This window comes from Sphingopyxis sp., from assembly GCF_019459305.1.
Classification (GTDB): domain Bacteria; phylum Pseudomonadota; class Alphaproteobacteria; order Sphingomonadales; family Sphingomonadaceae; genus Sphingopyxis.
The window spans coordinates 53,985-76,540 of the sequence record NZ_JAIBES010000137.1 but is presented as its reverse complement, the minus strand read 5'-3'; the positions used below and the strand labels follow the sequence as shown (position 1 = coordinate 76,540).

The window sequence follows — 22,556 nt, the reverse complement described above, 5'->3', positions numbered from 1 at the left end:
GCTCGAGCCCCCCCCCCCCCCCCCATCCGGCTCCGGCGCCCGGCGGGCCCCACCCCCCCCAAAACCCCCACCCCCCCGCCCCGCGCCGGCCCCTCCCCCCCCCCCCCCACCCCCCCCCCCCCCCCCCCCCCGGACCCCCCCCCCCCCCCCCCCCCCCCCCCCCCCCGCCCCCCGCCCCCCCCCCCCACCCCCGCCCCCCCCCCGGGGGCCCCCCCCGACCAGCGTTTTTTCGACACGCTGCGAGCCGCGCATTTCCCGCCCGAGCGCAACTATCTGAGTGCACATATCACGCTGTTCCACCAGCTGCCGCCGTCGGCGCTGGACGAACTCGACGGGCTGATCCGCCGCATCGCCGCCGATACCCCGCCGCCTGCGGCGCGGCTGCGAGAGCTGTACTCGCTCGGCAAAGGCGTCGCCTATCGCATCGACAGCCCCGACCTGCTCACTATCCGCGAACGGATCGCCGAGCATTTCACCGGCATGCTGACCGCGCAGGACCAGGGCACACCGCGGCTCCACATCACCGTCCAGAACAAGGTCACGCCCAGCGAGGCGCGCGCGCTGCTCGCCGACCTCGCCGCCGATTTTCAGCCGCGCGCGCTAACGATCACCGGCCTTGCCGCCCACCACTATCTCGGCGGCCCGTGGGAAGCCGCCTTCGCGCGGAATTTTCGCGGGGCGCGCACATGATATTGACCAGCGCCAACACCCTGCCTATAGGCGCTGCTCGCCCGTCGTGGCGGCCCTTTGGGGCGGAGTAGCTCAGCTGGTTAGAGCAGCGGAATCATAATCCGCGTGTCGGGGGTTCGAGTCCCTCCTCCGCTACCAGTAAAATCAAGCACTTAGCGGCGTGTATGTGTGTTGCCAGCGAGGGCCGTTTACACACCGTTTACAGTTGGCTCCGTAAACGGCAGCGTTGTCCGTATGCTAAGCAACACAAATGTAACCACTTTTATGCTTTGGGCATCGGAGTAATCGTCCGGTGCTCCAGGTCGTTCGCTCGCTAGAAATGTGATTGAAGAAACGTCGAAATGGGTATCTCGATATGAGAGAGAAACGCCTTGCCTGTTGCTCTCATTAGAGAGCAGCCTGACTGGTATCGGGGGCTCAGCTTCATTGGGCAGCGCACAAGCGCTGGACACGATAGCCTGCGACGTAACGAATCAAAATATCGACGAACCGACGCATAAAGCCGTCATTTGCCGTCTTGCATCGCCGCGCCAGTGTGGGAGTATGTATGTGGCTTCGTCCCGACCTAGGGGCACCCCGCGGGGAGGGACGAACAGCAAAGGCGGCTGATCAATGATCGGCCGCCCTATGTTCCGGTTCGCACGTCAACCTCGCCAAAGGACCGTGCGATCCACCCTGGCCCCTTCCACAAGGGCATGTGAGCGACGGCGCGTTTCCATTCCAACCGGGGGCGCGCCGTTGTGCGTCAGGTATATGCAGAAACTTACAGGGGCGTCAAAACTTTTGACATGGCATGCCCCTGCCAAGCGATCAGGCGCCCGTCGCGTCCACTGATGCACCGCGACAATTATCGCTAAGTCCTCTTGCCACCTTTTTGAGTTTTCTTGCCGGGCTTTGGCTTAGGAGCCGACGACCGACGATCCCACCATCGCCCGAAGAGGAATCCGCAGATGCCGGTGATTATCGGCGCGACTATTCCAATCACTGCGATAACGCCCTGATATTCGTCCGCGAGGTCACGAGCCCGACTGCTCCAGTTGGGTGTAACCTTTATCGTCGCGGTATATGTGGGGCCGGGAACTTCGTATAGCTGGCCGTCTTTTTCGACAGAATTGAAAAACCTCAAAGTCAGGCGAGTAGCTCGCAGGGTCTTAGGGACGACCTGCCATGTCCAGGTCGCATTTCCCGCGTTGGAAAGCATTTGCACCGACGATCCATCGCCGTCGATTGTAACAAAGCCAGACGGCCCTGAGAGATGCGCGCGGACGTAGTTCGTGAACTTTGCGGACCCTTTCCGTGGCTGCCCGTCCCCTCGTAAAACCGACGCGAATGCCTCTTCCTCACTTTTTGTCGCTATTGATGCGACCAGCGTTGCCGGTTCGTTATAGGGAACTGGGCCGATGTCATTGAACCACACGGAATAGCGACGAGGCCGCGACCCGGTAGCGGCGTATACGCTAGCATTAGCGGCGGCTTCAGCCGTTGCTTCGCCGTCGTCGAAAGTTGCGATACCACGGCCAACCGGAAAGAACTCACGAGCGAATATCGCCGCTACTGCGACCAGGCAGATCAACAGAACCGTGCGCAGAATTGCCCGAATTGCCCCCATTGCGGCACGGTAGCGGGGACGCGTTTTCAATGCCAGTCAATGTTCGGTGATTGAGTATGTCGACTTTCCATCCCTCAAGCACTCGGCCACGGTTGGGCGTGTCGACCGTGACACGGGCAGGCTTGCCCTAATTGCTGACTCGGCGCTCCTACAGAACACTGCCGGGTGGAGAACCCGATAGGAAGTTGGGGACGATTTCGTTTACAGTTGAAAACGGACGTTATTGATTATATTGGATCTTTTTCTTACCTTGTTTACATCTAAGTATATGAAATGAATAGATTATGATATAAATCATAATCCGCGTGTCGGGGGTTCGAGTCCCTCCTCCGCTACCAAGATTTCCCCATTTTCTGAAGGCTTAGGCGGGAAATGCTGCCGGGAACGGGGCGCGAACGCCGCTACTTTTTGTTGCACGGTGTTGCGCCATTTCCGTGCTTTTGTTCGCTTTACGTGCCAGTCCGTGCAACATGTATGCGACATATAGCGGCGCATTGCAGAATGATCGCGAGACCAACGAGGGCAAGGCTTGGTCGCGAACGTGGAGACGCGTGGCGGGCAGTATCTGGAGTGAGTTGTTTGCGCGGTAAATATACGGCTCCGTCTTTCGACGGGGCAGTAATCATTAGGCAAGTTGCGGCGGCGCATTTCGTTGCGTCCGCGATAGTGAACTTTTCGAGGCTCCCGCGAAGGAAGTCGCGGCTGGTATCTGGACGCTTCCTCCGGAAAGATCGAAGAATATCGAGGAAAATGTCGTGGCGCTTGGGCCTTGGGGGCGTCGTCTGGCACAGACCAACCAGAAATGGCTGTTCCCGTCGCTGCTGTTGACAGGCCGCCGCGTGCGGGATGGTTCAAGGTACGCGATCGCATCCACGCGCGGATGGAAGAGTTCGCCGGATGCGCCATCCCATGGTGGCACTTTCACGACCTCAGGCGAACCTTCCGATCGAATGCACGGCGAGTCGGGATCGACAACGAGATCGCCGAGCTGATGCTCAACCACAAGCGCAAGGGAATCGAGGGAATTTAGAACAAGAATCAGGAGCTCGAATTGCGCCGCGGGATTCGCCTTGTGGGAGCGCCATCTTCTGGCACGCGCGTGGGCCGCAGGCGTCGCTGAGGAATTGCTCGTACCTCCGGACACAGCCGCTGCCGGCTAGGATGGCGTCAATTTTTGAACCAGGGGCCATTGAGCGGCGCGCTGAGATTTCGACGCGCGGCTTGGGCCAGCCGCTGAATCCGAAGCCGATAGGTTGCGCTCTCTAGCTTCCAGCGATCCAGCGCTACCGACTGGCCGAAGAACGATCTGGCCATTGCGTGCTGGGTGGCGCCCGCCGCAAGTCCGTCGGCGGTCCGAAGCTCGAGTACCCAGCGTGCTGCCCGAACCTCCTTCGGATGGAGTCCCGCCGGGAGTCTTCCATGACGTGAAAGCGCGATCAGCCTTCGAAGCGCGACCATCTTGGGCTCTGCCGACGCCAACCCCTGCATGTGATGATCGAGGAGCAGTGGTCCGCCCAGCAGGGTGCCGTCGTGAAGATCGATGCGAATATACCATTGGCCGTTCGACAGCAGCCAATGTTCGGTAGTGTCGTCCTTGATCTCCACGGACACAAATTCAGCGAGTGCACGGATATCGAACTGGTCGTCCTGCTCGGACGCATAACCGCGTACATAGGTGTCGAGGACGTGCGGATCGACTTTTGGCGCCCAGATCGGTCGCGCGTCGGCAGCGGGAAGGTCGGGGTCGGCGAAGGCCACGAGTCCGAAGGTGCCTGGATCGGGAGTTCCGCTCGCTGCTGCGCTGCGATAGCCTGGATTTCTCCGCAGCCACTCCCAGGCGAAGGCACGTCGATCGCATGCAAGGAGCGATACGTAGTGCGCCGGATTACGCCAGTCGGCAACGACCGGGACGTCTTCGAGGTGCATCGTCGTTTCCACGAGAGTAAATTTTCAGAATATAGTTGAAATAATCTCAACGCATTAACTTTGCGATGATCGGCTCGGCATAGTTTTTAACATTCGATCTGGGTCAATCGGCAGCGCTCGGCCGCAATGAGGTCTTGCCACCGGGCGAGAAGATGGCGAGAATCCGGTGATGAGAAGCGATGTCGATCATCTTCCGCCGGCGCAGCAGGAAGAACTGGCGCGAACGACGCGGGTTTTGCTGGACGAATTTGCCGTCGCGACCTCGCGCGCGACGCAGCCGTGGAAGAAGAACGGCAAGGTCCGGAAAATCGTCCTGTTCGGCAGCTATGCGCGCGGCGACTGGGTCGATGAACCCGAGAACGGCTATCAGTCGGACTATGATCTGTTGATCATCGTCAGCCACCCCGACCTCACCGAGATTGCGGATTATTGGTATGTCGCGGAGGACAAGATCCTGCGCGATCCCGCGATCACGCGCCCGGTGAACATCATCGTTCACACACTCGACGAGGTGAATCGCGGCCTGTCGCGCGGCGAATATTTTTGGGTCGATATCGCGCGCGATGGGGTCGTGCTGTACGATCTTCCCGGCAGCGAGCTGGCCACCCCGATGCCGCTGACGGCGGCCGATGCTTATGAAATGGCCAGTGAGTACCTTGCGAAGCAGCTTCCGGCAGTTGATCGGTGGCTCAAGCTAGCTGCTGTATCCTGCGCCGAAAGTGAGACTGACCCTGAGTGGGCCAAGAATGCGGCGTTCAACCTCCATCAGGCCGCAGAAACGGCCTACACTTGCTTCCTGCTTGTGCGCAGCCACTATGTCCCGCGCTCGCATAATCTGAAGTTCTTGCGGTCCCTAGCCGAGGACCGCGAACCAAGGCTCGTCGATGCCTGGCCGAGGGCGACGAAGATCGACCGCCGCCGCTTCGAGTTGGCAAAACGCGCTTATGTCGAGGCGCGCTACTCGGCTGCATATGCCATCGACAGCGACGATCTGCAGGCGATCAGATCAGCGGTGACTCTGCTCCGCGACACGGTTGAGACGGTGTCGCGCGAATGGCTCGATGGGCTTCGGCAGAAGGCCGACCTCTGATCGCCGTCGCGACGCGGGCTAGAGAAGCGTCGGGGCCTCCGCGCTCGGTGTCTTCCGGCTGAACCAGGGCAGGTCGGTCCGCTCGACCTCCAGCCGGCTTGCCGAATATTGGGTGACAAGCTTCATTGCCTTTTCAGGCGGGGCTTGCAGCCAGGCGTCATGATCGGCAGCGTGAAGAATTACCGGCATGCGGTCGTGGATGTCGAAGAGCTCTTCGGTGGCATCGACCATCACCATCGTATAGCAGTCGCCCCATTCGTTGGTCGGACGCCAGAGGCCGGCACAGGCCGCGAGCGGCTGGTCGGTCACACTTAGCCATGTCCGCGTCATCCGGCCTTTCTCGCCTTCGGCCTCGGCAAAAGCTGTGATCGGGATGAGGCAGCGTTGCGCGGGGTTGGTGAACCAGGTCCGCCAGAAGGTCATCAGCTTGTCGTCGCGCGCATTGTTGACCGGTTTCGGCTTGCTTGTCGGCTTCATATGCTTGAGCCGCACCGGAAAGCCCCAGGTCATCGATTGGAGCGCGCGCGTGCCCGCATCTTCGCGGACGACGAAACCCTGGCCGCCCGGATAGACTTCGCCGGGCTGCGCATTGGTGAGCGGGCGCCGCGCGCCGAACGCAGAGGCGACTTCGGCGACCGAGGCCTTGAGGGTCACGAGATTGCACATGGCGGCGGTCCCTTTCAGGCCGCGCCCAGCATCTCGTCGAAATTCTGCTGGATCGGCGGCATGATGCTGAAACTGTTCTTGGGGAAGGGACGCAAAATGTCCAGTGGCGCGCGCGCCAATCAGCCCGTTGAACCAGTCTTCGGGCCGGAGCACCGCGACATGTCGATCCTCGTGGGCTGCGAGATCGTCATAGGCCGGCACGGTGAGCGCCGCGAAACTCTCGGACCACAGGCGGTGCGCCGGGCGCCAGCCGCGGCAATGCCGAAGAAAGGCTGGTCGGTGGTCAGGCTCGCGGCGTAAATCCGCTTCTCGCGTTTCACCAGACCGAACTCATTGGCGAGCAGCAGGCACGGCCGGTCGATGATCGCGGTCTCGGACTTGAGCAGCGGGATCTGGAAGACGTCGGCGTCGCGCGACGGCAGGCCCCAGAGCATCTCCTTCTCGCGCTCGCGCTGTCCGTCCCAGACTATCACGCGGTGAAGCTTGCTGATGCCGATGAGGGCGTCGTCGGTCTCGAACTCCATGGGTCCAGCGCTCAGGCCCGGAAGCGGCTGAGTGCGCGCTTCCATTCGCGCTCATCAGGCATGGGCAGGGCAATGTCGTCGGGTCCGGGGTCGACCAGTTCGATCCGGTCCGGGCGAACGCGCTTGCCCGTCCGCTCGCAGCAGCGGACGCACCAGAATTTCTGGCGTGCCTTGAAAAGATCGTCTTCCCACATCTTGCACTGGAAGCGCCACCAGATGCCATAAGGGTTGAAGGTCGCGCTATTCCCGCAGCGGCACACCGGCTTGATCGCGCGGAACCAGGCCGCCGCCTCGAAGATGTGGGTTGCGCGGGGCTGTCCGTCTTTTGTCCAGCCGCCCACGTCAAAGGGATAGTCCGAGCTGGTCGGGGCTCGTCGGCTCCGGGCCAGCCTTCACGCTCTCGATGATCGCGCGTGCCAGCTCGAACGCGGCCTCGACCCGGATATGGCTCGTCGGAGCGGTGATGCCGACGCGCGCCCAGCCGGGGGCGGAAAGGATGGTCTCTGCGACTCGGGCGGTATCGATATTGTCCATGGCCCAATGAGAACATATACAGAACATCTTGACAAGTGGGCGACGGGATCGCTCGGCCAGACCGCGTCGCGGTCGGCCTTCGCTCAGGCCTTGCGCTGACGCAGGCGCTGCTCGCCCGCCCCCTCGTCCGGGAGGAAGAAGATAGTCCGCCCGGCGGCGGACCCGGCGCGGCGAGAGAGGCTCGCCGCCAGTCGCCAAGGAGACATAAGCCATGAGACTCTTGACCCCTGCGCTGGAATTGCACCTTCGCGCCAATCTGAATGCTCGACGCGCTTGCGCGCGGCGAACGCGAACCGGACCCAAAACCGGTCGTCCGCCTGTGCAGTCCGGTCGGCGCGGCGACCTGTGCTCGATCACTTCCCCCACCGGCCCGCGCGCCCGGTCGTGCGAGTATCCCGACGGCGGGGAAGAAAGCAGTTATGGCATGGTAGGAGATTTATGGCATAAATGGTCCATCGTTGCACAGATTGTCAATTGAGCCTATATTGTAAGAGTTGAAGAGGGATATTGATAGGAGTACCAGATGAAAATCCAGGTCAATATCACGCCACAGGGACGAATGAGCCTCCCAGCTGACGTCCGCAAGCGATTGGGGCTGGCCGACGGCGGCGCTGTCTTTCTCGAGGAGACCGCCGATGGTGTCGTCTTGCGGACCGCCGCCCAAGCTGTCGCGCGCGCGCAGGCAATTGCGAAGCGGTTCGCCGAAGGTGGCGGTGATGTCTCGGTTGAGGGGTTCCTGGCTCACCGCAAAAAGGACGGTGATGAGTGAGCGAGTATATCCTTGATGCATCCGCACTTATCGCGATGCTCCGCTCCGAACCCGGCGCTGACAGGGTCTCAAAAACGATCTCGGATGCAAGAATGAGCGTAATCAACTATAGCGAGGTGGTGAGCTACTTTGTTCACGCGGGCATGGACGCGCGCGACATAGACGCCATGCTTGATCCACTGCCGATTGAATGGGTTCTGGTGGACAAGCAGCTGGCGAACCTTGCCGGTCGCCTTCGCAAATCAACGGCCTCCGCTGGCTTGTCACTTGGCGATCGCTTCTGCATTGCTCTGGCGAAGCGTGATGGTCTAGCCGCCTGGACGGCCGACAAAGGGTGGAAGGCGATCGAGTCCGACGTCGGCGTCGAGGTCGTAATCATCCGCTAAACGATCAAGAATTTCATGTCCGCCTTAGCTCAACAGTTGTCGGCCAAGGAGTTCGCCAACCGCGTCGTTAGCGATCGCCAGCTCGGCGAAGTACCGAAGTGAACGACGCGCATCGTTATGGCGTGTCAACCGGGCCTTGCGAGACGGATCGCTTGTTCGCCTGCCCGACCTGCGCATTCGCGCAGTCGGCTGCCTATGCGGCAAACCCGAGCTCATGATGCATTTCTGGACCGCAGACTTCTTTCGCAAGGACAATATCCCTTCCTATCAGTGTCAATATCGCAAGTCAGCTCGGCGACACGAACCCTGGCCGCTGACAGGACCACGGCGCAAGGCGCTCTTCCTGCGCGCCACCGCTGACACTGAACGCAGATTGGCAGCTTCCGGTCCTCCATAACCTCACAGGTCCGCGCGTTCGCGAACCTGTCGTGTCGGAAGGAATCGATTGGAAAAGCCTCTATGCCAGCAGCACGGCGACCGGGCTGGCGAGCAGACTTGCGCCGAAAAGCCATTGCAGCAAACGCTTCGGTCTCGGCTGGGGCCGGATCGCAGCAATGAGCAGGATCAGAGCGCAAAGGAGCCAGAAAATTGCGGTAAGCGGCGCAGCATTGCCAGCGATCAGGCGCGCAAGAAAGGTCAATGTCAATGCGAGCGGCACGCCCCACAATACCCCATCCCAAAGGCTGCGAAGCCGCTGGTCATGGACACCGCGCCGTTCGCGCTTGCCAAGCCAGATGGAAGTGCCAGTCGCGACGACGATTGTGAGCGCAAGGCCAAGCAGGAAATAGATGATCTTGACCGGCAGTCCGCCATAATTGCCGAAATGGAGGTTGTATGTCGAGGCCGCGAGCTGTTGCCCCAAATGTCCGTCGGACAGGCCGACCTTGCCGTGATAGGTGCCGTCGGCGCCGAATTCATAGGTTTCGCCATAGATGAGGCGGCGGGGATGTTCGGCGACGATCTGAATATGCTGGCCGCGCGTCCCGGGGTCGTGAAGGATGACATAAGTGGGGCGCACGTCGGGATGGTTCTGCGCCAGCCAGGCAAGGGGGGCGGCGACATTGGCGAGCGGGGCGGGACTTGCGTTGGCGCCGTGCTCCTCGCCAAAGATCGGGGCGTAAGCCGCCTCGACGTCATTCTTGTAGAAGGCGGCGGCCAGCCCATAGGTGCCGACGACGCCAAGTCCGATCATGGCACCGGTGAGCGCGATCGCGAGCGAGAAGGGCAGGGTCCAGACGCTGAGCCGGTTGTGCCAGTCGGCGAGGCCGACGCCATGATTGTCGCGCGCGCGGAGGCGAAACGCGTCGCGGAAGATGCGCGGATGCGCGACGATGCCCGACAGCGCGAGCGCGAGGATCATCACCCCGAAGATGCCGACGATCGTCATGCCGACGAGGCCCGGGATGTTGAGCGCATAATGCGCTCCAAGCAGGAATTCGGACCAGGCGTTTTCCTCCGGCCCCGCAATCTTGCCGTCGGCATCGACGTGAAACGCCTGATGGTCGGTGGTGATCGTCGTGCGCGGCAGACCGTTGACCGGCATATGGACATAGAGGTGGGTGGTGGCGGGCTTGCCCTTTTCGGCCCTGAGCACTTCGGCGACGCCGGCCTGCACCGCATCGGGCGCTATCGCGGCCATTTCGGGGGCGCCCGGCTGTTCGATCCGCTGCCATTCCTGATAGAAAACGACGACGGTGCCGGTGAGACAGATGACATAGAGCAGCGCTGAGGCGAGCAGGCCGATCGCGGCGTGGCCCGATAGCGCGCGCTGTACGGCGCCCTTGGAAATGGCGAGCGTCATACGGCGCCTCCGATGAAGATCAGGCCGAGGCCGATGGTGGCGGGGACAGCGAGGTAGGCCAATTGCGAACGGCGGCGCGGCAGCATGAGCAGCCAGAAGGCGAGGATGCCCCAGAGCAGCGGCAACAGCAACAACGCCAGGGCGTTGCCGTTGGCATCGGTCCAACCGACGAGGCCGGCAAGCGCGCGGGCGCCGAGTGCAGCGAGCAGCGACGCGGCAAAGGCAAGCGGGACGGTCATGGCGAAGGTGAGGAGGCGGCGGCCGATATGGCGCGGCTCGCCCTTTTCGGGGAGCATATGCGCCTTGCGGTCCGACGCGCGTGCCTTGCTGGCGGGGGCAATCCAGCCGGCGTGGGCGAGGACCAGCGACGCGGTGGCCATGCCGGCGAGCGACGCGACCGCGAGCCCCCACGCTCCATCGCCCGTGAGCGCGAGCGCCGCACCCAGTAGCATCAGCGCCCAGGCTATGCCATTCTGCACCGCCGAGCGGCGCGGCAGGCTCCACGCGCGGCGGAGTTGCAGCACTGCGGCGACGATCGCGGCCGCGCCGATCCAGACGAGAGGCGCGGTGTCGCTCACCGGAATCGGTAGCCGACCGTGGCCATCACATTGCGCGGCGCGCCGACGAAACAGTCGCCGCGCGCGAGGCACGATGCGAAGAACTTGTTATCGAGCAGGTTCGTCGCATTGACCGCGAAACGCCAGTTGTTCCAGTTGACCTCCGCGAGCGCATCGATCGTGGTATTACTGGGGGTGACCAGCGACCAGGCCGGGCCCGTCGAGCGGCGCTTGCCGGTATAGACGACCCCCGCGCCGAGCCGAAGCTGCGCCTCGCTCGTCAATCCAAAGGTCTTGGTCGACCACGCCGACGCGATGTGGCGCGGCAGATAGTCGAGGTTGGTGTTCACCTCCGACTTCAGCTTGTTATAGCCATAGTTGACGAGCAGGTCGAAATCGCCGGGCAGGCGGTGGCTCGCCTCGAACTCGACGCCCTTGGTAGTGAGCTCGCCCGACTGGGCGGTGCCGCCGCCCGCGAGGTAGAGAACGCGGTTGCGTTCCTTGATGCGGAAGCCCGTGACGGTGACGAGCGTGCCGGGGCGCGGGTTCCACTTGACCCCGACTTCCCATTGTTCGCCGGTCTGCGGCCGGAACGGATCGCCGACGCTACCGTCGGGATTTTCGTTGCGCCCGGCGATTGGCAGGAAGCTTTCGGTATAGCTGACGAACGGCGAGAAGCTTGCGCCGATGTCGCCGATGACCCCGGCTCGGAAGGTCGTGGCATTGTCCTTGTTCCCTGCCGACGACGTGACGCGGTCGCGCCGCGCGCCGAGGACGACCGAGACGCGGTCGAAAAAGCGGATCTGGTCCTGGACATAGACGCCGAGCTGTTTCTGCGAGTCATAGTTGAAGGGGCCAGTCGGGTCGTAGGTCAGCAACGCGTCGTAATCGATGTCGTACAGGTCGATGGTTTCGAACCCGAACACCCCGCGCTTGCCGACCTTGTTCCTGCTGTAGTCGACGCCGACGAGCAGCTTGTGTTCGATCGCGTCGCCGGTGTTGAAATTGAACTGAAGATTATTGTCGGTCGAAAAGACGTTCATCCGCGCGTCGCTGGCGTCGGCATAAAGACCGATGGTGCGGCGGTCGGTGCCATAGACCGAGAAGGGATCGGTCGGGTTGCTGTAGCTGTCGGCATAGTGGGTGAAATATTCAAGGTCGCTGTCGATGTAGCGCGCCTTGAGGCTGAGCCGCACCGCGTCTGAAAAATCGTGGGTGACGCTGGCCATGCCCTGTAGCGAGCGGCCGGCATAGCGGTCCCAGCCGGGCTTGCCGACGAAGGTGTAGCGGTCGAGCGGTCCCGGCGCGCCGGGATTAGGGCGGAAGGTGCCGATGATGGGCAGGAACTGCGACGTCGAGCCGGTGTCGTCCTCCTGGTAGAGACCGGTGAGGACGACGTCGGTGTCGGGGGTGGGCTTCCAGCGTAGCGAAGGGGCGAACATCACGCGGTCGTCGGGGACATGATCGACATAGGTGTCGGCATCGCGCGCGCGGCCGACGGCGCGGATCGCGAAACTGTCGGACAGCGCGAGATTGACGTCGGCGAGCACTTCCTTGCGGTCGTAGCTGCCATAGACGAGGCTCACTTCGCCCAGCGTTTCGAAACCGGGGCTTTTCGACACCAGGTTGACAAGCCCGCCGATCGATCCCTGGCCGAACAGCACCGACGCCGGGCCGCGGACGATTTCGACGCGATCGAAATTATAGGGGTCCGAAGTGATGCTGGCGTAGAAGGAAAAGATGTCGCGCATCCCGTCGCGAAATTGCAGTGCGTCGATGCCGCGGACGTTGAAGCCATCGACGCGGGTGTCGCGGCCATAGGGGTTGGCGAGCACCCCCGCGGCATATTTCACCGTGTCGCTGATATTGATCGCACCCTGCGCTTCATATTGGTCGGCGGTGATGATCTTCACCGGCTGGGGCAGCTCGACCAGCGCGGTATCGGTCTTGGTCCCCGCATAGCCGGTGACGACGATCTGGTCCTGATCCTCGATATCGGCCGAGGTGGATTCGGCGGCGAGGGCGCCGCTGCTGGCCAGCATGGTGCCGAGAAGCAGAGCGATGCGCGCGGTTTTCACTTGATATTCCCCTGATGGTGCAAACGAGACCACCGCCTACTAATGAGAGTCAGTCGCATTAGCAATGCACAAATTGCAGTTTTCTGTCAAAGCGTTGGCAGGGGCAGCGCTGGTGGGGAGGTAGGGGCCTGGTGCCGAGGAATTAGCAAGCAGGCGCGGCAAAGCGGTGATGCCGATGAGGCAATTTCTTCATCTGGCCTCCGTCCAATGAACAGTGAACGCTCCGCATGGCGTCCAGAAGAAGACGGTATCCAACCGGCCAGTCTAAGCCAGAAATTGTCGAATTCGCTCAATTGCGCGTTCCCACGCAGGCTCATTTTCCAGCAGAAGATGATTGTGGCTTTCGAGAGCCACAAATTCTGCCTTCGGGATGCGCGATGCGAGTTCGCGCCCTGCGGCGAAAGGGATTACGGCGTCGTCGCGCGCGTGAAGCACGAGAGTGGGCACTGAAATCTGCTCCAGCAGCGGGCGAACGTCGATGAGCGCAAAGGCCTCCTGCAGCCGCACCGCATTGTCGGGCGAGGTGGAAATTCGCTGCAGTTCGTTGAACCATTGATGATCGACGGCGCTCGCGTCGGGAAAGAACAGGCTCGTGAACATCTGCCGGAAGGCGGGATTGTCCTGCCCCCAGCCCTGCAGCGTCAAGGTCAGCATCGCCTCGCGCCGCGCAATTTCCTCTGGAGATCCGCGCAAGCGCCAGCCAGCCGCATAGCCGCCGAACAGGATCAACCTGCGAACCCGCTCGGGATGTCGTACCGCATAGGCAATGGATACGCTGCATCCTTGTGAAATCCCGAGCAGATCGAAACGGTCGAGTCCCGCAGCATCGACCACGCTCACCAAGTCGTCGACAAAGGCTTCGAACGAAATGTCGGCGGTCATCCAGTCCGAGAGTCCGTTGGCGCGCTCGTCGTAACGGACGAGTTTCCGCTCGCGAATGATGGCGCGCAGCCAGTGCCGCCACATCGGACTCTCCCAGTCATGGTCGAGATGGTTGAGCCAATTCGCGGTTTTCACCAGCGCAGGCCCTTGGCCGACCACCGAATAGGCAAGTCCCGTTCCGTCGGAGGCAGTGCAGAAGCGGACATAGTGCGGTGGCAGCCGGACGTGGGAATCATCGTCCGATTCGGCGATTGCCTCGCTCCCGGCAGAGGAGGGGGCGCGCATCGCGGTCGGAACGGCGATCGCGGCTTCGTCGAGCTTGCGGACACCCAGCGCACGCTGCGTGTCTGCTTCGCTACGCCGACCGGTGCGATCGAGCAGGTCTATCAGCGCGACGCGGGCGAGGGCATCATAAGGATCGACTTCCACCCAGAGGCGCGCAACTTCGAGCGCGCGTTCGGGGTCGATCGGACGGCGGATCAGTTCGCGCAGTATCGCGGCCTGCCAGCGCCGGACATCCTCGCGCATCGCCGCCAGCCACGCCTGATAGCCGTCGCATCGCGGCAGCTCGAGATCGGCCAGCAGCTCGCCCTGCAGCGCCGCGGCGCGGTTCAGGGCGACCGTGTCGATCTTGCGGATATCGTCGGTGCCGACCGCGGCCAGCCTCCGCCAGTCGATGTCGATGTCCGAGCATTCGAGCCGAACCGTATCGCGGTCTGCGACCAGCCGCGTCCGTTCGTCGTCTATGATAGCGCGCAATTTGGACAGGCTCCACCGCAGCGCGCCGCGCGGGTCGTCGGGAATATCCCACAGCAAGCTGCACAGATGGTCGCGGCGCACCGCGCGGTCGGTGACCGCGAGATAGGCGAGCAGCGCGCGCGTTTTGCGCGAGGAGGGGAGCGCCACGGGGTGGCCGTCGCGCTCCAGTTCCATCGCGCGCAGCAGATTGAGCGATACCGAGGTCATCTTGCCCCCCGAGGTGACCGTGGAAAGTAGCAAATCCGCGCGCTCACGGCAATTCACACGCTTTTTACAACGGCAGTTCCCACGACCGGGTCTGAAAAGGAGCCATCGGCGGCACCGACCGCCTTTGCAAAATAGGAGTAGCGAAATGAGGAGCAACGACTTCCCGATCGCCCCGATGTTGGGGGCATTTCTGGTTGCCGTGCTGAGCAGCCTGCTGATCGTCGGCAGCGCCACGGCGGTTGCCTGAGCACGCCGCGAGGAGATCGAGCATGTATCTCGACACAGCGTTCAAGAGCGCCGCTACCGCATCGCGGCGGGCGCCGTGGCAAATTGAGGACGTCATCGGCGACGATGACGTTCTCGATTTCTCGCGACCCTTTCTCCCCGACGCCCTGGCGCGCACGGCGTCGCTCACGGCGCTCAATGCCGATGAGCGGTTGCTGGTCAATCATATCCGCGCGCACGAATATCTCGGCATCTTCGGACTGGTGGAAGAATTCATTCTGCCGTTCGTCCTCGATCATGCCCGGCCGCAGCTTGGCGACGATGATGACCGGACCCGTGCCCTGCTTCAGTTCGCGAGCGAGGAAGCCAAGCATATCCAGCTGTTCAAGCGCTTTCACACCGCCTTCGAGGCGGGTTTCGGCCACACTTGTCCACTGATCGGCCCGCCGGCTGAAGTCGCGCGCGTGGTGCTGGGTTACGATCCCCTGTCGGTGGCGCTGACGGTGCTGCAGATCGAATGGATGACGCAGGCCCATTATGTCGAAAGCGTCCGCGGCGACCCCGATCTCGATCCCCTATTCAAGAGCCTGCTTCGCCATCACTGGATCGAAGAGGCGATGCACGCGCGGCTCGATACGCTGATGGTCGAGGCGCTGGCGCAGGGTCGTGATGCGGACGCGATCGAGTGCGCATTCGACGGCTATCTCGAAATCGTCGCCTATCTCGACGCCGGACTCGCCGCCCAGACCGAAATCAACCTTGGCATCTTCGAGCGGGCAGCGGGCAGGACGCTCGACAGCGCCGGCCATGCCGAATTTCTCGCCGGACAGCGGCAGGCGGCGCGCTGGACCTTCTTCGGTTCGGGCATGTCCCACCCCCGGTTCCGCACCACCCTCGGCCAGATCGCGCCCGCCGCATTGGCCAGGCTGGATGCCATCACGCCAGAGTTTTCCTGATCAATCGAATTTTTGAAGAGCAACGAAAAGGAGCTAAGAAAATGGTCGCCACTATCACCTACACCGACATCAATGGGCTCGATCTGGGCGCGCTTGGCGCGATGGTCGACGGCATTCGCGAGGATACCGCCCGGGGGATCGTGCGGTTCCGCGTCAAGACGCGCTGGACCGGCCAGACCCGCAGCGAGACGACGATCGAAGGCTATGAGTTCGCCGGCGAACATGTCGGACGCCGCTTCAAGATCGTCGCCGACGAGCCGAGCGAGCTCATGGGCCAGAATACGGCGCCCAATCCGCAGGAACTTCTGATGACCGCGCTCAATGCCTGCATGATGGTCGGCTATGTCGCCAATGCCGCGCTGCAAGGCATCGAACTCGACGCGGTCGAGATCGAAACCCACGGCCAGCTCGATCTTCGCGGCTTTCTCGGTCTCGACGACAATGTGTCGCCCGGATACCGCGAGCTCGATTATACCGTGCGCATCGGCGGTGCGGGCACCGCCGAGCAGTTCGACGCCATCCACCAGGCAGTGATGAAGACGTCGCCCAATTTCTTCAACCTCAACCAGCCGATCCGCATGAACGGCCGGCTGGAAATTCTCTGATCGGTTTCGCCGGTCGGCTCGTCACCCGGGCGCAACTTGCAAGCCCGGCATCCATAGGAAAGTCATGAAAATGTTGAACGATCGTTACGGAAACCGCGTCTCCACCAGCTCGACGGCAGCGCTCGCACATTATGACGAGGCGCTGCTGCTCAATCGCCTGTACCGCGGAGATCCGATCGCCGCACTCGACGCAGCGCTCGCCGAGGATCCCGGCTTTACCATGGCCTGGGCGGCGAGGGCTCAGATCCTCGTCCAGCAGGGCGACCGCGCCTATCTTGCGGAAACCGAGCGTTCGCTCGATGCGGGTGTCGCAAGCGGCGGCACCGACGACGAGCGCGCGCATTTGGCCGCCGCCGCCGACTGGGCGTGCGGCCGGGTGGAGCGCAGCGTGAGCGGCTTCATGGCGATCGCGCGCGATAATCCGCGCGACATGATGGCGCTCCAGACCGCGCATCTGGGCCACTTTTTTCTGGGACGCGCATCCGACCTGCGCGACGGCCCGGTTCAGGCCTTGCGGGCGTTCTGCCGCGACGACGACGGCTATCACGCGGTGCTCGGCATGGCGGCTTTCGGGCTCGAGGAATGCGGTGATTATGGGCGGGCCGAAGCTCTGGGAAGCGAGGCGGTCGCGATCGATCCTCGCGATGCCTGGGCGCTGCATGCTGTCGCCCATGTCCACGAGATGCGCGGCGACACCGAAAGCGGGATGGCGTGGCTCAACGGCAACGACGAGGCGATGGCGGCCGAGTGCGGCTTTTCCTATCACAATTGGTGGCATCTCGCGCTGCTTCATCTCGATCGCAACGAGCACGACGCTGCGCTGGCGCTTTATGATAGCCATATCCGGCCCGACCCGGATGGCGATGCGCTCCTTCAGTGGATCGATGCCTCCGCCCTGCTGTGGCGGCTGCATCTTGACGATGTCGATACGGGCAACCGGTTCGGGCGGCTTGCCGATCGCTGGCAGCGCGCGAGCGACGACCGTTGGTACGCGTTCAACGATTGCCATGCGATCATGGCCTTCATCGGCGCTGGGCGCCTTGACGATGCTCGAATCTGCTTCGCTTCGTTGACGCGGGCCGCCGACCAGGACGACGACAATGCTCGCGTCGCACGATCGGTTGGTCTTCCCGTGGCCGCCGCCCTGCTCGCCTTTGCGGAAGGGCGCTATGGCGAGGCTGCAGAAGCCTTGATCGCGATCCGCGGATCGGCGGCGCGTTTTGGCGGATCCCATGCGCAGCGCGACATTTTGTCGCTTACCGCGCTCCACGCGGCAAAACGCGGCAATATGACGTCCGCCGCCGAGGCACTCGTCGCCGAACGTCGATTTCACAAGCCTACAAGTCCGTGGGTCGCACGCCTTGCCAATCACCAAATGGAGGGCAGGGTCCTGGCGATGTCCTAGGTCGGCCGCCGGCTGCTTTCTGGCCTCGTTTTCCGGAAAGCAGCTGGCGCCCAAGGCAGCAATTCGAGAGACACACAACGGCTGACGCCGAGGCGTGACAGTTGAACATCTAGCCCGCCATCATTCACAGCGATCCATTGACGTTCAAGCTACCCGCGCCCTTGGGGCAGCGCACGCAAAACGTTCAGATCCGGGTTTCCATATCCAAACGGATTCGCCGTGATGGTATCAGCACCATTCGGTGTTGACATCGACGAGGTGGCATTTGGCCAATCTCGATATCAATCATGCTCATACTGTTTGAGCGCCGTTGCACGGTCATAGGGGGTCAGCTCGTCGATGCGGCGCTGCTCGACCTTTTCCAACCATTCAGGATCGGCGAGGAGGACTCGGCCGAGCGCGACAAGGTCAAATTCGCCGCGTTCGAACATTTCGGCCAGATCCTCCAGCCGGCCCAGCATCGGCGAGGAAATGCCCTCGACGAAATCCTGCATCAGGTCGCGGTCCATCCCGATCGACCCGACGGTGATCACCGGCTTGCCGGTGACCTCCTTGATCCAGCCGCCGAGATTTTTGGGATTGCCCGCATATTCGGGCTCCCAGAAGCGGCGCTGCGAGGCGTGGAAGATGTCGACCCCCGCCCGGACCAGCGGGTCGAGCCAGCGGTGCATCTCGTCGGGATCGCGCGCCAGTTTCACGTCATAGTCATAGGTTTTCCACTGCGAGACGCGGAAGATGATGGCGAAATCCTCGCCAACCGCCGCGCGGCAGGCGGCGACGACCTCAGCGGCGAAGGTGGCGCGGTCGCCTATATCGGGGCCGCCGTAACGATCGCTGCGCAGGTTGGTCTTGTCCCAGAAGAACTGGTCGAAAATATAGCCATGCGCGCCGTGGAGCTCGATCGCATCGCAGCCGATCGCCTTCGCCGCGCGCGCCGATTCAGCAAAGGCGGCGGCAGTATCGGCGATGTCGCGATCGGTCATCGCGCGGCCGCCCGGCACGTCGGGGCCGGCGAAGCCCGACGGGCTGACCAGCGGGGCGTGCGGCGAATCCGGGTAATTGAAGTCGGCGCAGCCCCCGACGTGCCACAATTGCGGAACGAACATGCCCCCTTCGGCATGGACGGCATTGACCGCGTCTTTCCAGGCGGCGAGAGGCTCAGCACCCGCGAAGATCGGCACAGTGTCGGCGGACACGGTGTGATCGATAGCGACGCCGGTGCCTTCGGTGATGATCGTGCCGATCCCCGCGGCGGCGCGGCGGCGGTAATATTCGGCACCCTCGCTCCTCAGCACGCCGCCGGGCGCGAAATAGCGCGACATCGGCGCCATGCAGAACCGGTTCGGCGCCTTGAGCGACTTGCACGTGAAGGGCGCATGCAGCGGAGCGAGCAGGGCGGCGAGATCATCGAGTGGCGCGGTGGTCATCAGGCAAGCTTTCTCACAAATGCAAGCAACGCCTCGTTATAGGCCGAGGGGTTTTCCAGTTGGGGCGAATGGCCGGTGTCCATCGTGAGCAGCCTGCCGTTCGCGGCGCAATTCGCGGCAAAGCCAGCGATGGCTGGGTCAGCGATCGTATCTCTGGCGCCGCCGATCGACAGCACGGGGAAGGCAAAGGAAGCGAGCAGGTCGCGCTGGTCGAGTGTAGCCAGGCCGGCAAGCGTATCGCTTGCCCGCGGGCCGGTGGCGAGGAAGCCGCGCTCGACCCAACCGATCATGGCCTCGCTCGCGCCCTCGCCCGATGCTCCTTCGGCAAGCGCGCGGAAAAAGCCAGGGCGGTCGGCAGTGATCGCCGCGCCGATGCCGAGGACGTCTTCGGGCATGCCGCCGTGTGGAAAGCCCTCGCCCTGGACATAGCGGGGCGATGCGCCGCAGGTCAGGACGAGGCCCGCGACGCGCTCGCCCAGCAATTCAGCCGCGGCGACGGCGACAGCACCGCCAAGCGACCAGCCATTTAGCGCGACGCGAGGTGCCCCGCAGTGCTCGGCGATCGCGGCGACGTCGCGCGCGATTGCGTCGATCGACATGTCGCCAAAATCGCGGTCGGAGCGACCGCAGCCGCGGTGATCGACCACGATCGCGCCATGGCCTTCGGCCAACAGCGCCTCGACCGCCGAGGCCCAATAGTCCCCCGACATGCCCCAGCCGTGGATGAGCACGACTGGCAATTGGGGCGCGCGGTGGTGCTCATAATAGACGCGGCCGCCGTCATGGGTGTCGAGATAGGCCATAAAAGCTCCTATGCGGGGGCGGACAATGTGACACCGGGCAGCGGGTTGAAGTGATACATCTTCACCTTGCGGTGCACGATCTTCCACACGCCGTCGCGCCGTTCGAATGTGTCAAAATAGCTCGCGCTGACCGTCTGCGCCTGTCCGTCGGAAGTGGTGCCGATGCAATCGACGTCGCACACGCCTGTCGCCCGGTCGATGCCGTTAAAGGTGATGACGAGGTTGGTGGTGAAGTGGCTCGATGCAAGCCACGCAGGCCAGAGAATATCCTTCGTGACATGCGCGATGCCCTCGCTGGCTTCAAATTTTCCAAATGGGGGGCCGATGTCCCACACTGCGTCGGGCCACCAGATCGCGCTGAAGCGGTCCCAGTCGCGCTTGTCAAAACCGTGGCAATAGTCGCTGACCAGGTCGTGCAACGCAAAGCGGCTTTCGACGCGGTCGAGACGCTGGGCGAGGTCGGTGGCTTCGGTCATATCGGGCTCCTTGCGCCGCGGCGCATCAGTCAAGGTAGGCGGCAAATTTCTCGCGCGCAGCAGCAAGCCGCGCCGGCACATGATAGCTGGGGAATGGGCCATCGAACGGGGCGACGTCGCGCAAAATGTCCTTGGCGACGCCGATCTTGTGGACCTCGGTCGGGCCGTCGACGATGCCCATCTCGGGAACATATTGCCACATATCCATCAACGGGGTTTCGTTCGACATCCCGAGCGAGCCGTGGAGATGGAGCGCGCGATAGACGACGTCTTTCAGAACCCCGGGCATCGCCGCCTTGATCGCGCTGATTTCCCGGCGAACCGGGCGCGTGTAGCTCTTGTCGCGGTCGAGCAGCCAGGCGGCGTAAAGCACGTGCAGCCGAAACTGCAGGATTTGCGTGTAACTGTCGGCAATCTTTTCCTGCACCATCTGCTTGTCGGCCAGCCGTTCGCCCTTGGTCGTGCGGCTGACGACGCGCTCCTTCATATAGTCCATCGCCTTGTTGAGCATGCCGACGGTGCGCATCGCGTGGTGGATGCGGCCGCCGCCGAGGCGCGACTGCGCCACCTTGAACCCTTCGCCGACCGGGCCGAGCCGGCTCGCCTCGGGCACGCGGCAATTGGCGAAACGCAGATAGCCGTGGACGCCGCTGCCGATTTCGTCCTTCGGACCGACGGCGGTGTTGCGGACGATTTCCAGCCCCGGGGTGTCGTGCGGAACGATCAGCATCGTCGAGCCCTGATGGACCGCAACCTCGGGATCGGTGATGACCATGACGATCAGAAACTCGGCGATGCACGCGTGGCTGGCGAACCATTTTTCGCCGTTGATCACCCATTCATCGCCGTCAAGGCGCGCCTGGCAGGTGAATTCGGCGGGGTCGGCCCCAGCCTGCGGCTCGGTCATCGAATAGCAGGACACGATCTCGCCATCGAGCAGCGGCTGAAGATATTTCGCCTTCTGCTCGTCGGTGCCGAAGCGCGCGAGGATTTCGGCATTGCCGGTGTCGGGCGCCTGGGTGCCGAACACCGTCGGCGCAAAGCGGCTGCGGCCGAGAATCTCGTTCATCAGCCCGAGTTTCAGCTGGCCGAAGCCGTTGCCGCCAAGCTCGGGACCAAGGTGACAAGCCCAAAGCCCCCGCTTTTTCACTTCCTCCTTGAGCGGCGCCATCGCGCGCGCGGCGGGCGAGCGCGGATCGAATGGCGCTGCGGGATCGCGAAAGACGAGGTCAAGGGGTTCGATTTCCTCAGCAACGAAGGTGCGCATCCATTCGAGCTGCTGTTCGAAATCGGGGTCAGTGGAAAAGTCCCAGGCCATCAGCGGTTGGTCCCTTTGGCGTGCACGCTTGCGGCCATGATCATTGCCCCGCGTACCACGCGCCGTCGACCCAGAGTTCGGCGCCCGACACATATTTGGCTTCGTCCGAAGCAAGGTAGAGGCTGGCGTAGGCAATATCCATCGGATCACCGACGACGCCCATCGGGATCGACGCCTTGATCGCGGCGTCCTGTTCGGGGGTGATGTCACCGAGGATCGGGGTCTTGATCTGGCCGGGGAAGATCGTGTTGACGCGAATGCCCTGCTTGGCAAATTCGAGCGCCCCGGCCTTGCCCATGATGCGCACCGCCGCCTTTGAGGCGTGGTAGGAAATGGCATTCGGGCTGCCGATGAGACCGTAGAGCGAACTGATATTAACGATGGCCGCATTGCCCGAGGCAAGCAGGGCAGGGGCGGCGGCCTTCATCCCCAGAAACACCGCGGTCTGATTGATCGCGATCATGCGGTCCCAGCCTTGCTGGGTCTCGTCGATGATCCCGCCGGGATGGAAGATGCCGGCATTGTTGACCAGCGTCGTCAGCTTTCCGAACCGCGCGACAGCGTCGGCGACGGCCTTGCCCCAATTGTCGGCATCGGTCACGTCGAGGTGGATGAAGGCCGCCTTGCCGCCTTCGCTGGCGATCGCGGCGACGACGGCATGGCCCTTTTCCGCCTGCACATCGCCGATCAGCACCGACGCGCCTTCTCGGGCATAAAGGATCGCTTGCGCTTCGCCCAGGCCGCTCGCGCCGCCCGAAATCAACGCCGACTTACCGTCCAGCCGGCCTGCCATTCTGCACTCTCCCAGTCTGTCATTATCGTTGCGAATCTTGTTACACACTTACTAGATGAGAACAAGCAAG

General features: G+C 62.9%; 23 protein-coding genes and 1 tRNA gene. 9 read left to right on the top strand and 15 right to left on the bottom strand.

The genetic code is table 11. The features are described 5' to 3' along the window. Both K0M74_RS16650 and K0M74_RS16645 read left to right on the top strand, forming a co-directional pair. On the top strand, positions 1–690 hold a 690-nt coding region (locus K0M74_RS16650; RefSeq protein ID WP_366932689.1), incomplete at its 5' end, for a 2'-5' RNA ligase family protein. A 61-nt stretch (positions 691–751) separates the two neighbouring features. Next, positions 752–828: transfer RNA gene (locus K0M74_RS16645), tRNA-Met, on the top strand. A gap of 715 nt (positions 829–1,543) precedes the next feature. Here K0M74_RS16645 and K0M74_RS16640 read toward each other — a convergent pair. Continuing rightward, positions 1,544–2,329: a hypothetical protein gene (locus K0M74_RS16640; protein ID WP_293974970.1), complete on the bottom strand. Its 786-nt coding sequence runs from the start codon at positions 2,327–2,329 to the stop codon at positions 1,544–1,546. 772 nt (positions 2,330–3,101) lie between these two features. Between K0M74_RS16640 and K0M74_RS16635 the strand changes: the two genes are divergently transcribed. Next, positions 3,102–3,329 carry a hypothetical protein gene (locus K0M74_RS16635; protein ID WP_293974967.1) on the top strand — a complete coding sequence of 76 codons (228 nt, stop codon included), beginning with the start codon at positions 3,102–3,104 and terminating at the stop codon, positions 3,327–3,329. A 137-nt stretch (positions 3,330–3,466) separates the two neighbouring features. On the opposite strand, the gene K0M74_RS16630 is transcribed toward K0M74_RS16635, so the two are convergent. Continuing rightward, the gene (locus tag K0M74_RS16630; protein ID WP_293974964.1) at positions 3,467–4,237 is read right to left on the bottom strand and encodes a DUF6499 domain-containing protein; all 771 of its coding nucleotides are present in this window, start codon (positions 4,235–4,237) and stop codon (positions 3,467–3,469) included. Between the two features lie 157 nt (positions 4,238–4,394). On the opposite strand from K0M74_RS16630, the gene K0M74_RS16625 reads away from it, so the two are divergent. Beyond that, a complete protein-coding gene (locus tag K0M74_RS16625; protein ID WP_293974961.1) occupies positions 4,395–5,315 on the top strand; it encodes a nucleotidyltransferase domain-containing protein in 921 nt (306 codons plus the stop codon). An 18-nt stretch (positions 5,316–5,333) separates the two neighbouring features. Here K0M74_RS16625 and K0M74_RS16620 read toward each other — a convergent pair whose 3' ends face one another. The 4 genes from K0M74_RS16620 to K0M74_RS16605 form a co-directional block, all read right to left on the bottom strand. Continuing rightward, positions 5,334–5,981, bottom strand: a complete 648-nt coding sequence (locus K0M74_RS16620) for an SOS response-associated peptidase family protein (protein ID WP_293974959.1) — start codon at positions 5,979–5,981, stop codon at positions 5,334–5,336. Positions 5,982–6,100: 119 nt separating this feature from the next. Beyond that, complete coding sequence (locus K0M74_RS16615) at positions 6,101–6,505, bottom strand: hypothetical protein (RefSeq protein ID WP_293974957.1); 405 nt, start codon at positions 6,503–6,505, stop codon at positions 6,101–6,103. An 11-nt stretch (positions 6,506–6,516) separates the two neighbouring features. Then, positions 6,517–6,846, bottom strand: coding sequence for a hypothetical protein (locus tag K0M74_RS16610; RefSeq protein WP_293974955.1), 330 nt, complete (start codon positions 6,844–6,846; stop codon positions 6,517–6,519). Position 6,847: 1 nt separating this feature from the next. Next, positions 6,848–7,039, bottom strand: a complete 192-nt coding sequence (locus tag K0M74_RS16605) for a DUF6771 family protein (protein WP_088441034.1) — start codon at positions 7,037–7,039, stop codon at positions 6,848–6,850. 523 nt (positions 7,040–7,562) lie between these two features. Between K0M74_RS16605 and K0M74_RS16600 the strand changes: the two genes are divergently transcribed. Beyond that, on the top strand, positions 7,563–7,808 hold the full coding sequence (locus K0M74_RS16600) for an AbrB/MazE/SpoVT family DNA-binding domain-containing protein (RefSeq protein ID WP_293974951.1): 246 nt from the start codon (positions 7,563–7,565) through the stop codon (positions 7,806–7,808). Further along, complete coding sequence (locus K0M74_RS16595; RefSeq protein WP_293974948.1) at positions 7,805–8,194, top strand: type II toxin-antitoxin system VapC family toxin; 390 nt, start codon at positions 7,805–7,807, stop codon at positions 8,192–8,194. Before K0M74_RS16600 ends, K0M74_RS16595 begins: the two co-directional genes overlap by 4 nt. Before the next feature lie 457 nt (positions 8,195–8,651). Here K0M74_RS16595 and K0M74_RS16590 read toward each other — a convergent pair whose 3' ends face one another. The 4 genes from K0M74_RS16590 to K0M74_RS16575 form a co-directional block, all read right to left on the bottom strand. Further along, entirely contained in the window at positions 8,652–9,995 is a 1,344-nt protein-coding gene (locus tag K0M74_RS16590; RefSeq protein ID WP_293974945.1) for a PepSY domain-containing protein, read from the bottom strand. Next, a complete protein-coding gene (locus K0M74_RS16585; protein WP_293974942.1) occupies positions 9,992–10,573 on the bottom strand; it encodes a hypothetical protein in 582 nt (193 codons plus the stop codon). Before K0M74_RS16585 ends, K0M74_RS16590 begins: the two co-directional genes overlap by 4 nt. Beyond that, positions 10,570–12,594 carry a TonB-dependent siderophore receptor gene (locus K0M74_RS16580; protein WP_293974985.1) on the bottom strand — a complete coding sequence of 675 codons (2,025 nt, stop codon included), beginning with the start codon at positions 12,592–12,594 and terminating at the stop codon, positions 10,570–10,572. The genes K0M74_RS16585 and K0M74_RS16580 overlap by 4 nt, the downstream gene beginning before the upstream one ends. A 300-nt stretch (positions 12,595–12,894) precedes the next feature. Beyond that, entirely contained in the window at positions 12,895–14,478 is a 1,584-nt protein-coding gene (locus tag K0M74_RS16575) for an alpha/beta fold hydrolase (RefSeq protein ID WP_293974939.1), read from the bottom strand. 269 nt (positions 14,479–14,747) lie between these two features. On the opposite strand from K0M74_RS16575, the gene K0M74_RS16570 reads away from it, so the two are divergent. The 3 genes from K0M74_RS16570 (at position 14,748) to K0M74_RS16560 (ending at position 17,669) form a co-directional block, all read left to right on the top strand. Beyond that, positions 14,748–15,659, top strand: a complete 912-nt coding sequence (locus K0M74_RS16570; protein WP_293974937.1) for a hypothetical protein — start codon at positions 14,748–14,750, stop codon at positions 15,657–15,659. 41 nt (positions 15,660–15,700) lie between these two features. Beyond that, a complete protein-coding gene (locus K0M74_RS16565) occupies positions 15,701–16,264 on the top strand; it encodes an OsmC family protein (RefSeq protein WP_293974935.1) in 564 nt (187 codons plus the stop codon). Positions 16,265–16,328: 64 nt separating this feature from the next. Beyond that, the gene (locus K0M74_RS16560) at positions 16,329–17,669 is read left to right on the top strand and encodes a tetratricopeptide repeat protein (RefSeq protein ID WP_293974933.1); all 1,341 of its coding nucleotides are present in this window, start codon (positions 16,329–16,331) and stop codon (positions 17,667–17,669) included. A gap of 281 nt (positions 17,670–17,950) precedes the next feature. On the opposite strand, the gene K0M74_RS16555 is transcribed toward K0M74_RS16560, so the two are convergent. Genes K0M74_RS16555 through K0M74_RS16535 form a run of 5 tightly spaced genes read right to left on the bottom strand, consistent with a single transcriptional unit; the run spans position 17,951 to position 22,486 of the window. Then, a complete protein-coding gene (locus K0M74_RS16555) occupies positions 17,951–19,096 on the bottom strand; it encodes a 12-oxophytodienoate reductase (RefSeq protein ID WP_293974932.1) in 1,146 nt (381 codons plus the stop codon). Then, positions 19,096–19,899, bottom strand: a complete 804-nt coding sequence (locus K0M74_RS16550) for an alpha/beta hydrolase (RefSeq protein ID WP_293974930.1) — start codon at positions 19,897–19,899, stop codon at positions 19,096–19,098. Before K0M74_RS16550 ends, K0M74_RS16555 begins: the two co-directional genes overlap by 1 nt. Positions 19,900–19,907: 8 nt before the next feature. Further along, positions 19,908–20,375 carry a nuclear transport factor 2 family protein gene (locus K0M74_RS16545; RefSeq protein ID WP_293974928.1) on the bottom strand — a complete coding sequence of 156 codons (468 nt, stop codon included), beginning with the start codon at positions 20,373–20,375 and terminating at the stop codon, positions 19,908–19,910. Between the two features lie 25 nt (positions 20,376–20,400). Further along, complete coding sequence (locus K0M74_RS16540) at positions 20,401–21,693, bottom strand: acyl-CoA dehydrogenase family protein (protein WP_293974927.1); 1,293 nt, start codon at positions 21,691–21,693, stop codon at positions 20,401–20,403. 40 nt (positions 21,694–21,733) lie between these two features. Further along, positions 21,734–22,486, bottom strand: a complete 753-nt coding sequence (locus K0M74_RS16535) for a glucose 1-dehydrogenase (protein ID WP_293974925.1) — start codon at positions 22,484–22,486, stop codon at positions 21,734–21,736. Between the last annotated feature and the right edge of the window lie 70 nt (positions 22,487–22,556).

Bases quoted from the DNA above. Each gene is read 5' to 3' on its own strand.
- K0M74_RS16550 (WP_293974930.1), bottom strand. From the start codon at position 19,899: ATGGCCTATCTCGACACCCATGACGGCGGCCGCGTCTATTATGAGCAC.
- K0M74_RS16620 (WP_293974959.1), bottom strand. From the start codon at position 5,981: ATGTGCAATCTCGTGACCCTCAAGGCCTCGGTCGCCGAAGTCGCCTCT.
- K0M74_RS16570 (WP_293974937.1), top strand. From the start codon at position 14,748: ATGTATCTCGACACAGCGTTCAAGAGCGCCGCTACCGCATCGCGGCGG.
- K0M74_RS16580 (WP_293974985.1), bottom strand. From the start codon at position 12,594: ATGCTGGCCAGCAGCGGCGCCCTCGCCGCCGAATCCACCTCGGCCGAT.
- K0M74_RS16605 (WP_088441034.1), bottom strand. From the start codon at position 7,039: ATGGACAATATCGATACCGCCCGAGTCGCAGAGACCATCCTTTCCGCC.
- K0M74_RS16545 (WP_293974928.1), bottom strand. From the start codon at position 20,375: ATGACCGAAGCCACCGACCTCGCCCAGCGTCTCGACCGCGTCGAAAGC.
- K0M74_RS16600 (WP_293974951.1), top strand. From the start codon at position 7,563: ATGAAAATCCAGGTCAATATCACGCCACAGGGACGAATGAGCCTCCCA.
- K0M74_RS16615 (WP_293974957.1), bottom strand. From the start codon at position 6,505: ATGGAGTTCGAGACCGACGACGCCCTCATCGGCATCAGCAAGCTTCAC.
- K0M74_RS16575 (WP_293974939.1), bottom strand. From the start codon at position 14,478: ATGACCTCGGTATCGCTCAATCTGCTGCGCGCGATGGAACTGGAGCGC.
- K0M74_RS16540 (WP_293974927.1), bottom strand. From the start codon at position 21,693: ATGGCCTGGGACTTTTCCACTGACCCCGATTTCGAACAGCAGCTCGAA.
- K0M74_RS16625 (WP_293974961.1), top strand. From the start codon at position 4,395: ATGAGAAGCGATGTCGATCATCTTCCGCCGGCGCAGCAGGAAGAACTG.
- K0M74_RS16565 (WP_293974935.1), top strand. From the start codon at position 15,701: ATGGTCGCCACTATCACCTACACCGACATCAATGGGCTCGATCTGGGC.
- K0M74_RS16560 (WP_293974933.1), top strand. From the start codon at position 16,329: ATGAAAATGTTGAACGATCGTTACGGAAACCGCGTCTCCACCAGCTCG.
- K0M74_RS16555 (WP_293974932.1), bottom strand. From the start codon at position 19,096: ATGACCACCGCGCCACTCGATGATCTCGCCGCCCTGCTCGCTCCGCTG.
- K0M74_RS16590 (WP_293974945.1), bottom strand. From the start codon at position 9,995: ATGACGCTCGCCATTTCCAAGGGCGCCGTACAGCGCGCGCTATCGGGC.
- K0M74_RS16635 (WP_293974967.1), top strand. From the start codon at position 3,102: ATGGCTGTTCCCGTCGCTGCTGTTGACAGGCCGCCGCGTGCGGGATGG.
- K0M74_RS16535 (WP_293974925.1), bottom strand. From the start codon at position 22,486: ATGGCAGGCCGGCTGGACGGTAAGTCGGCGTTGATTTCGGGCGGCGCG.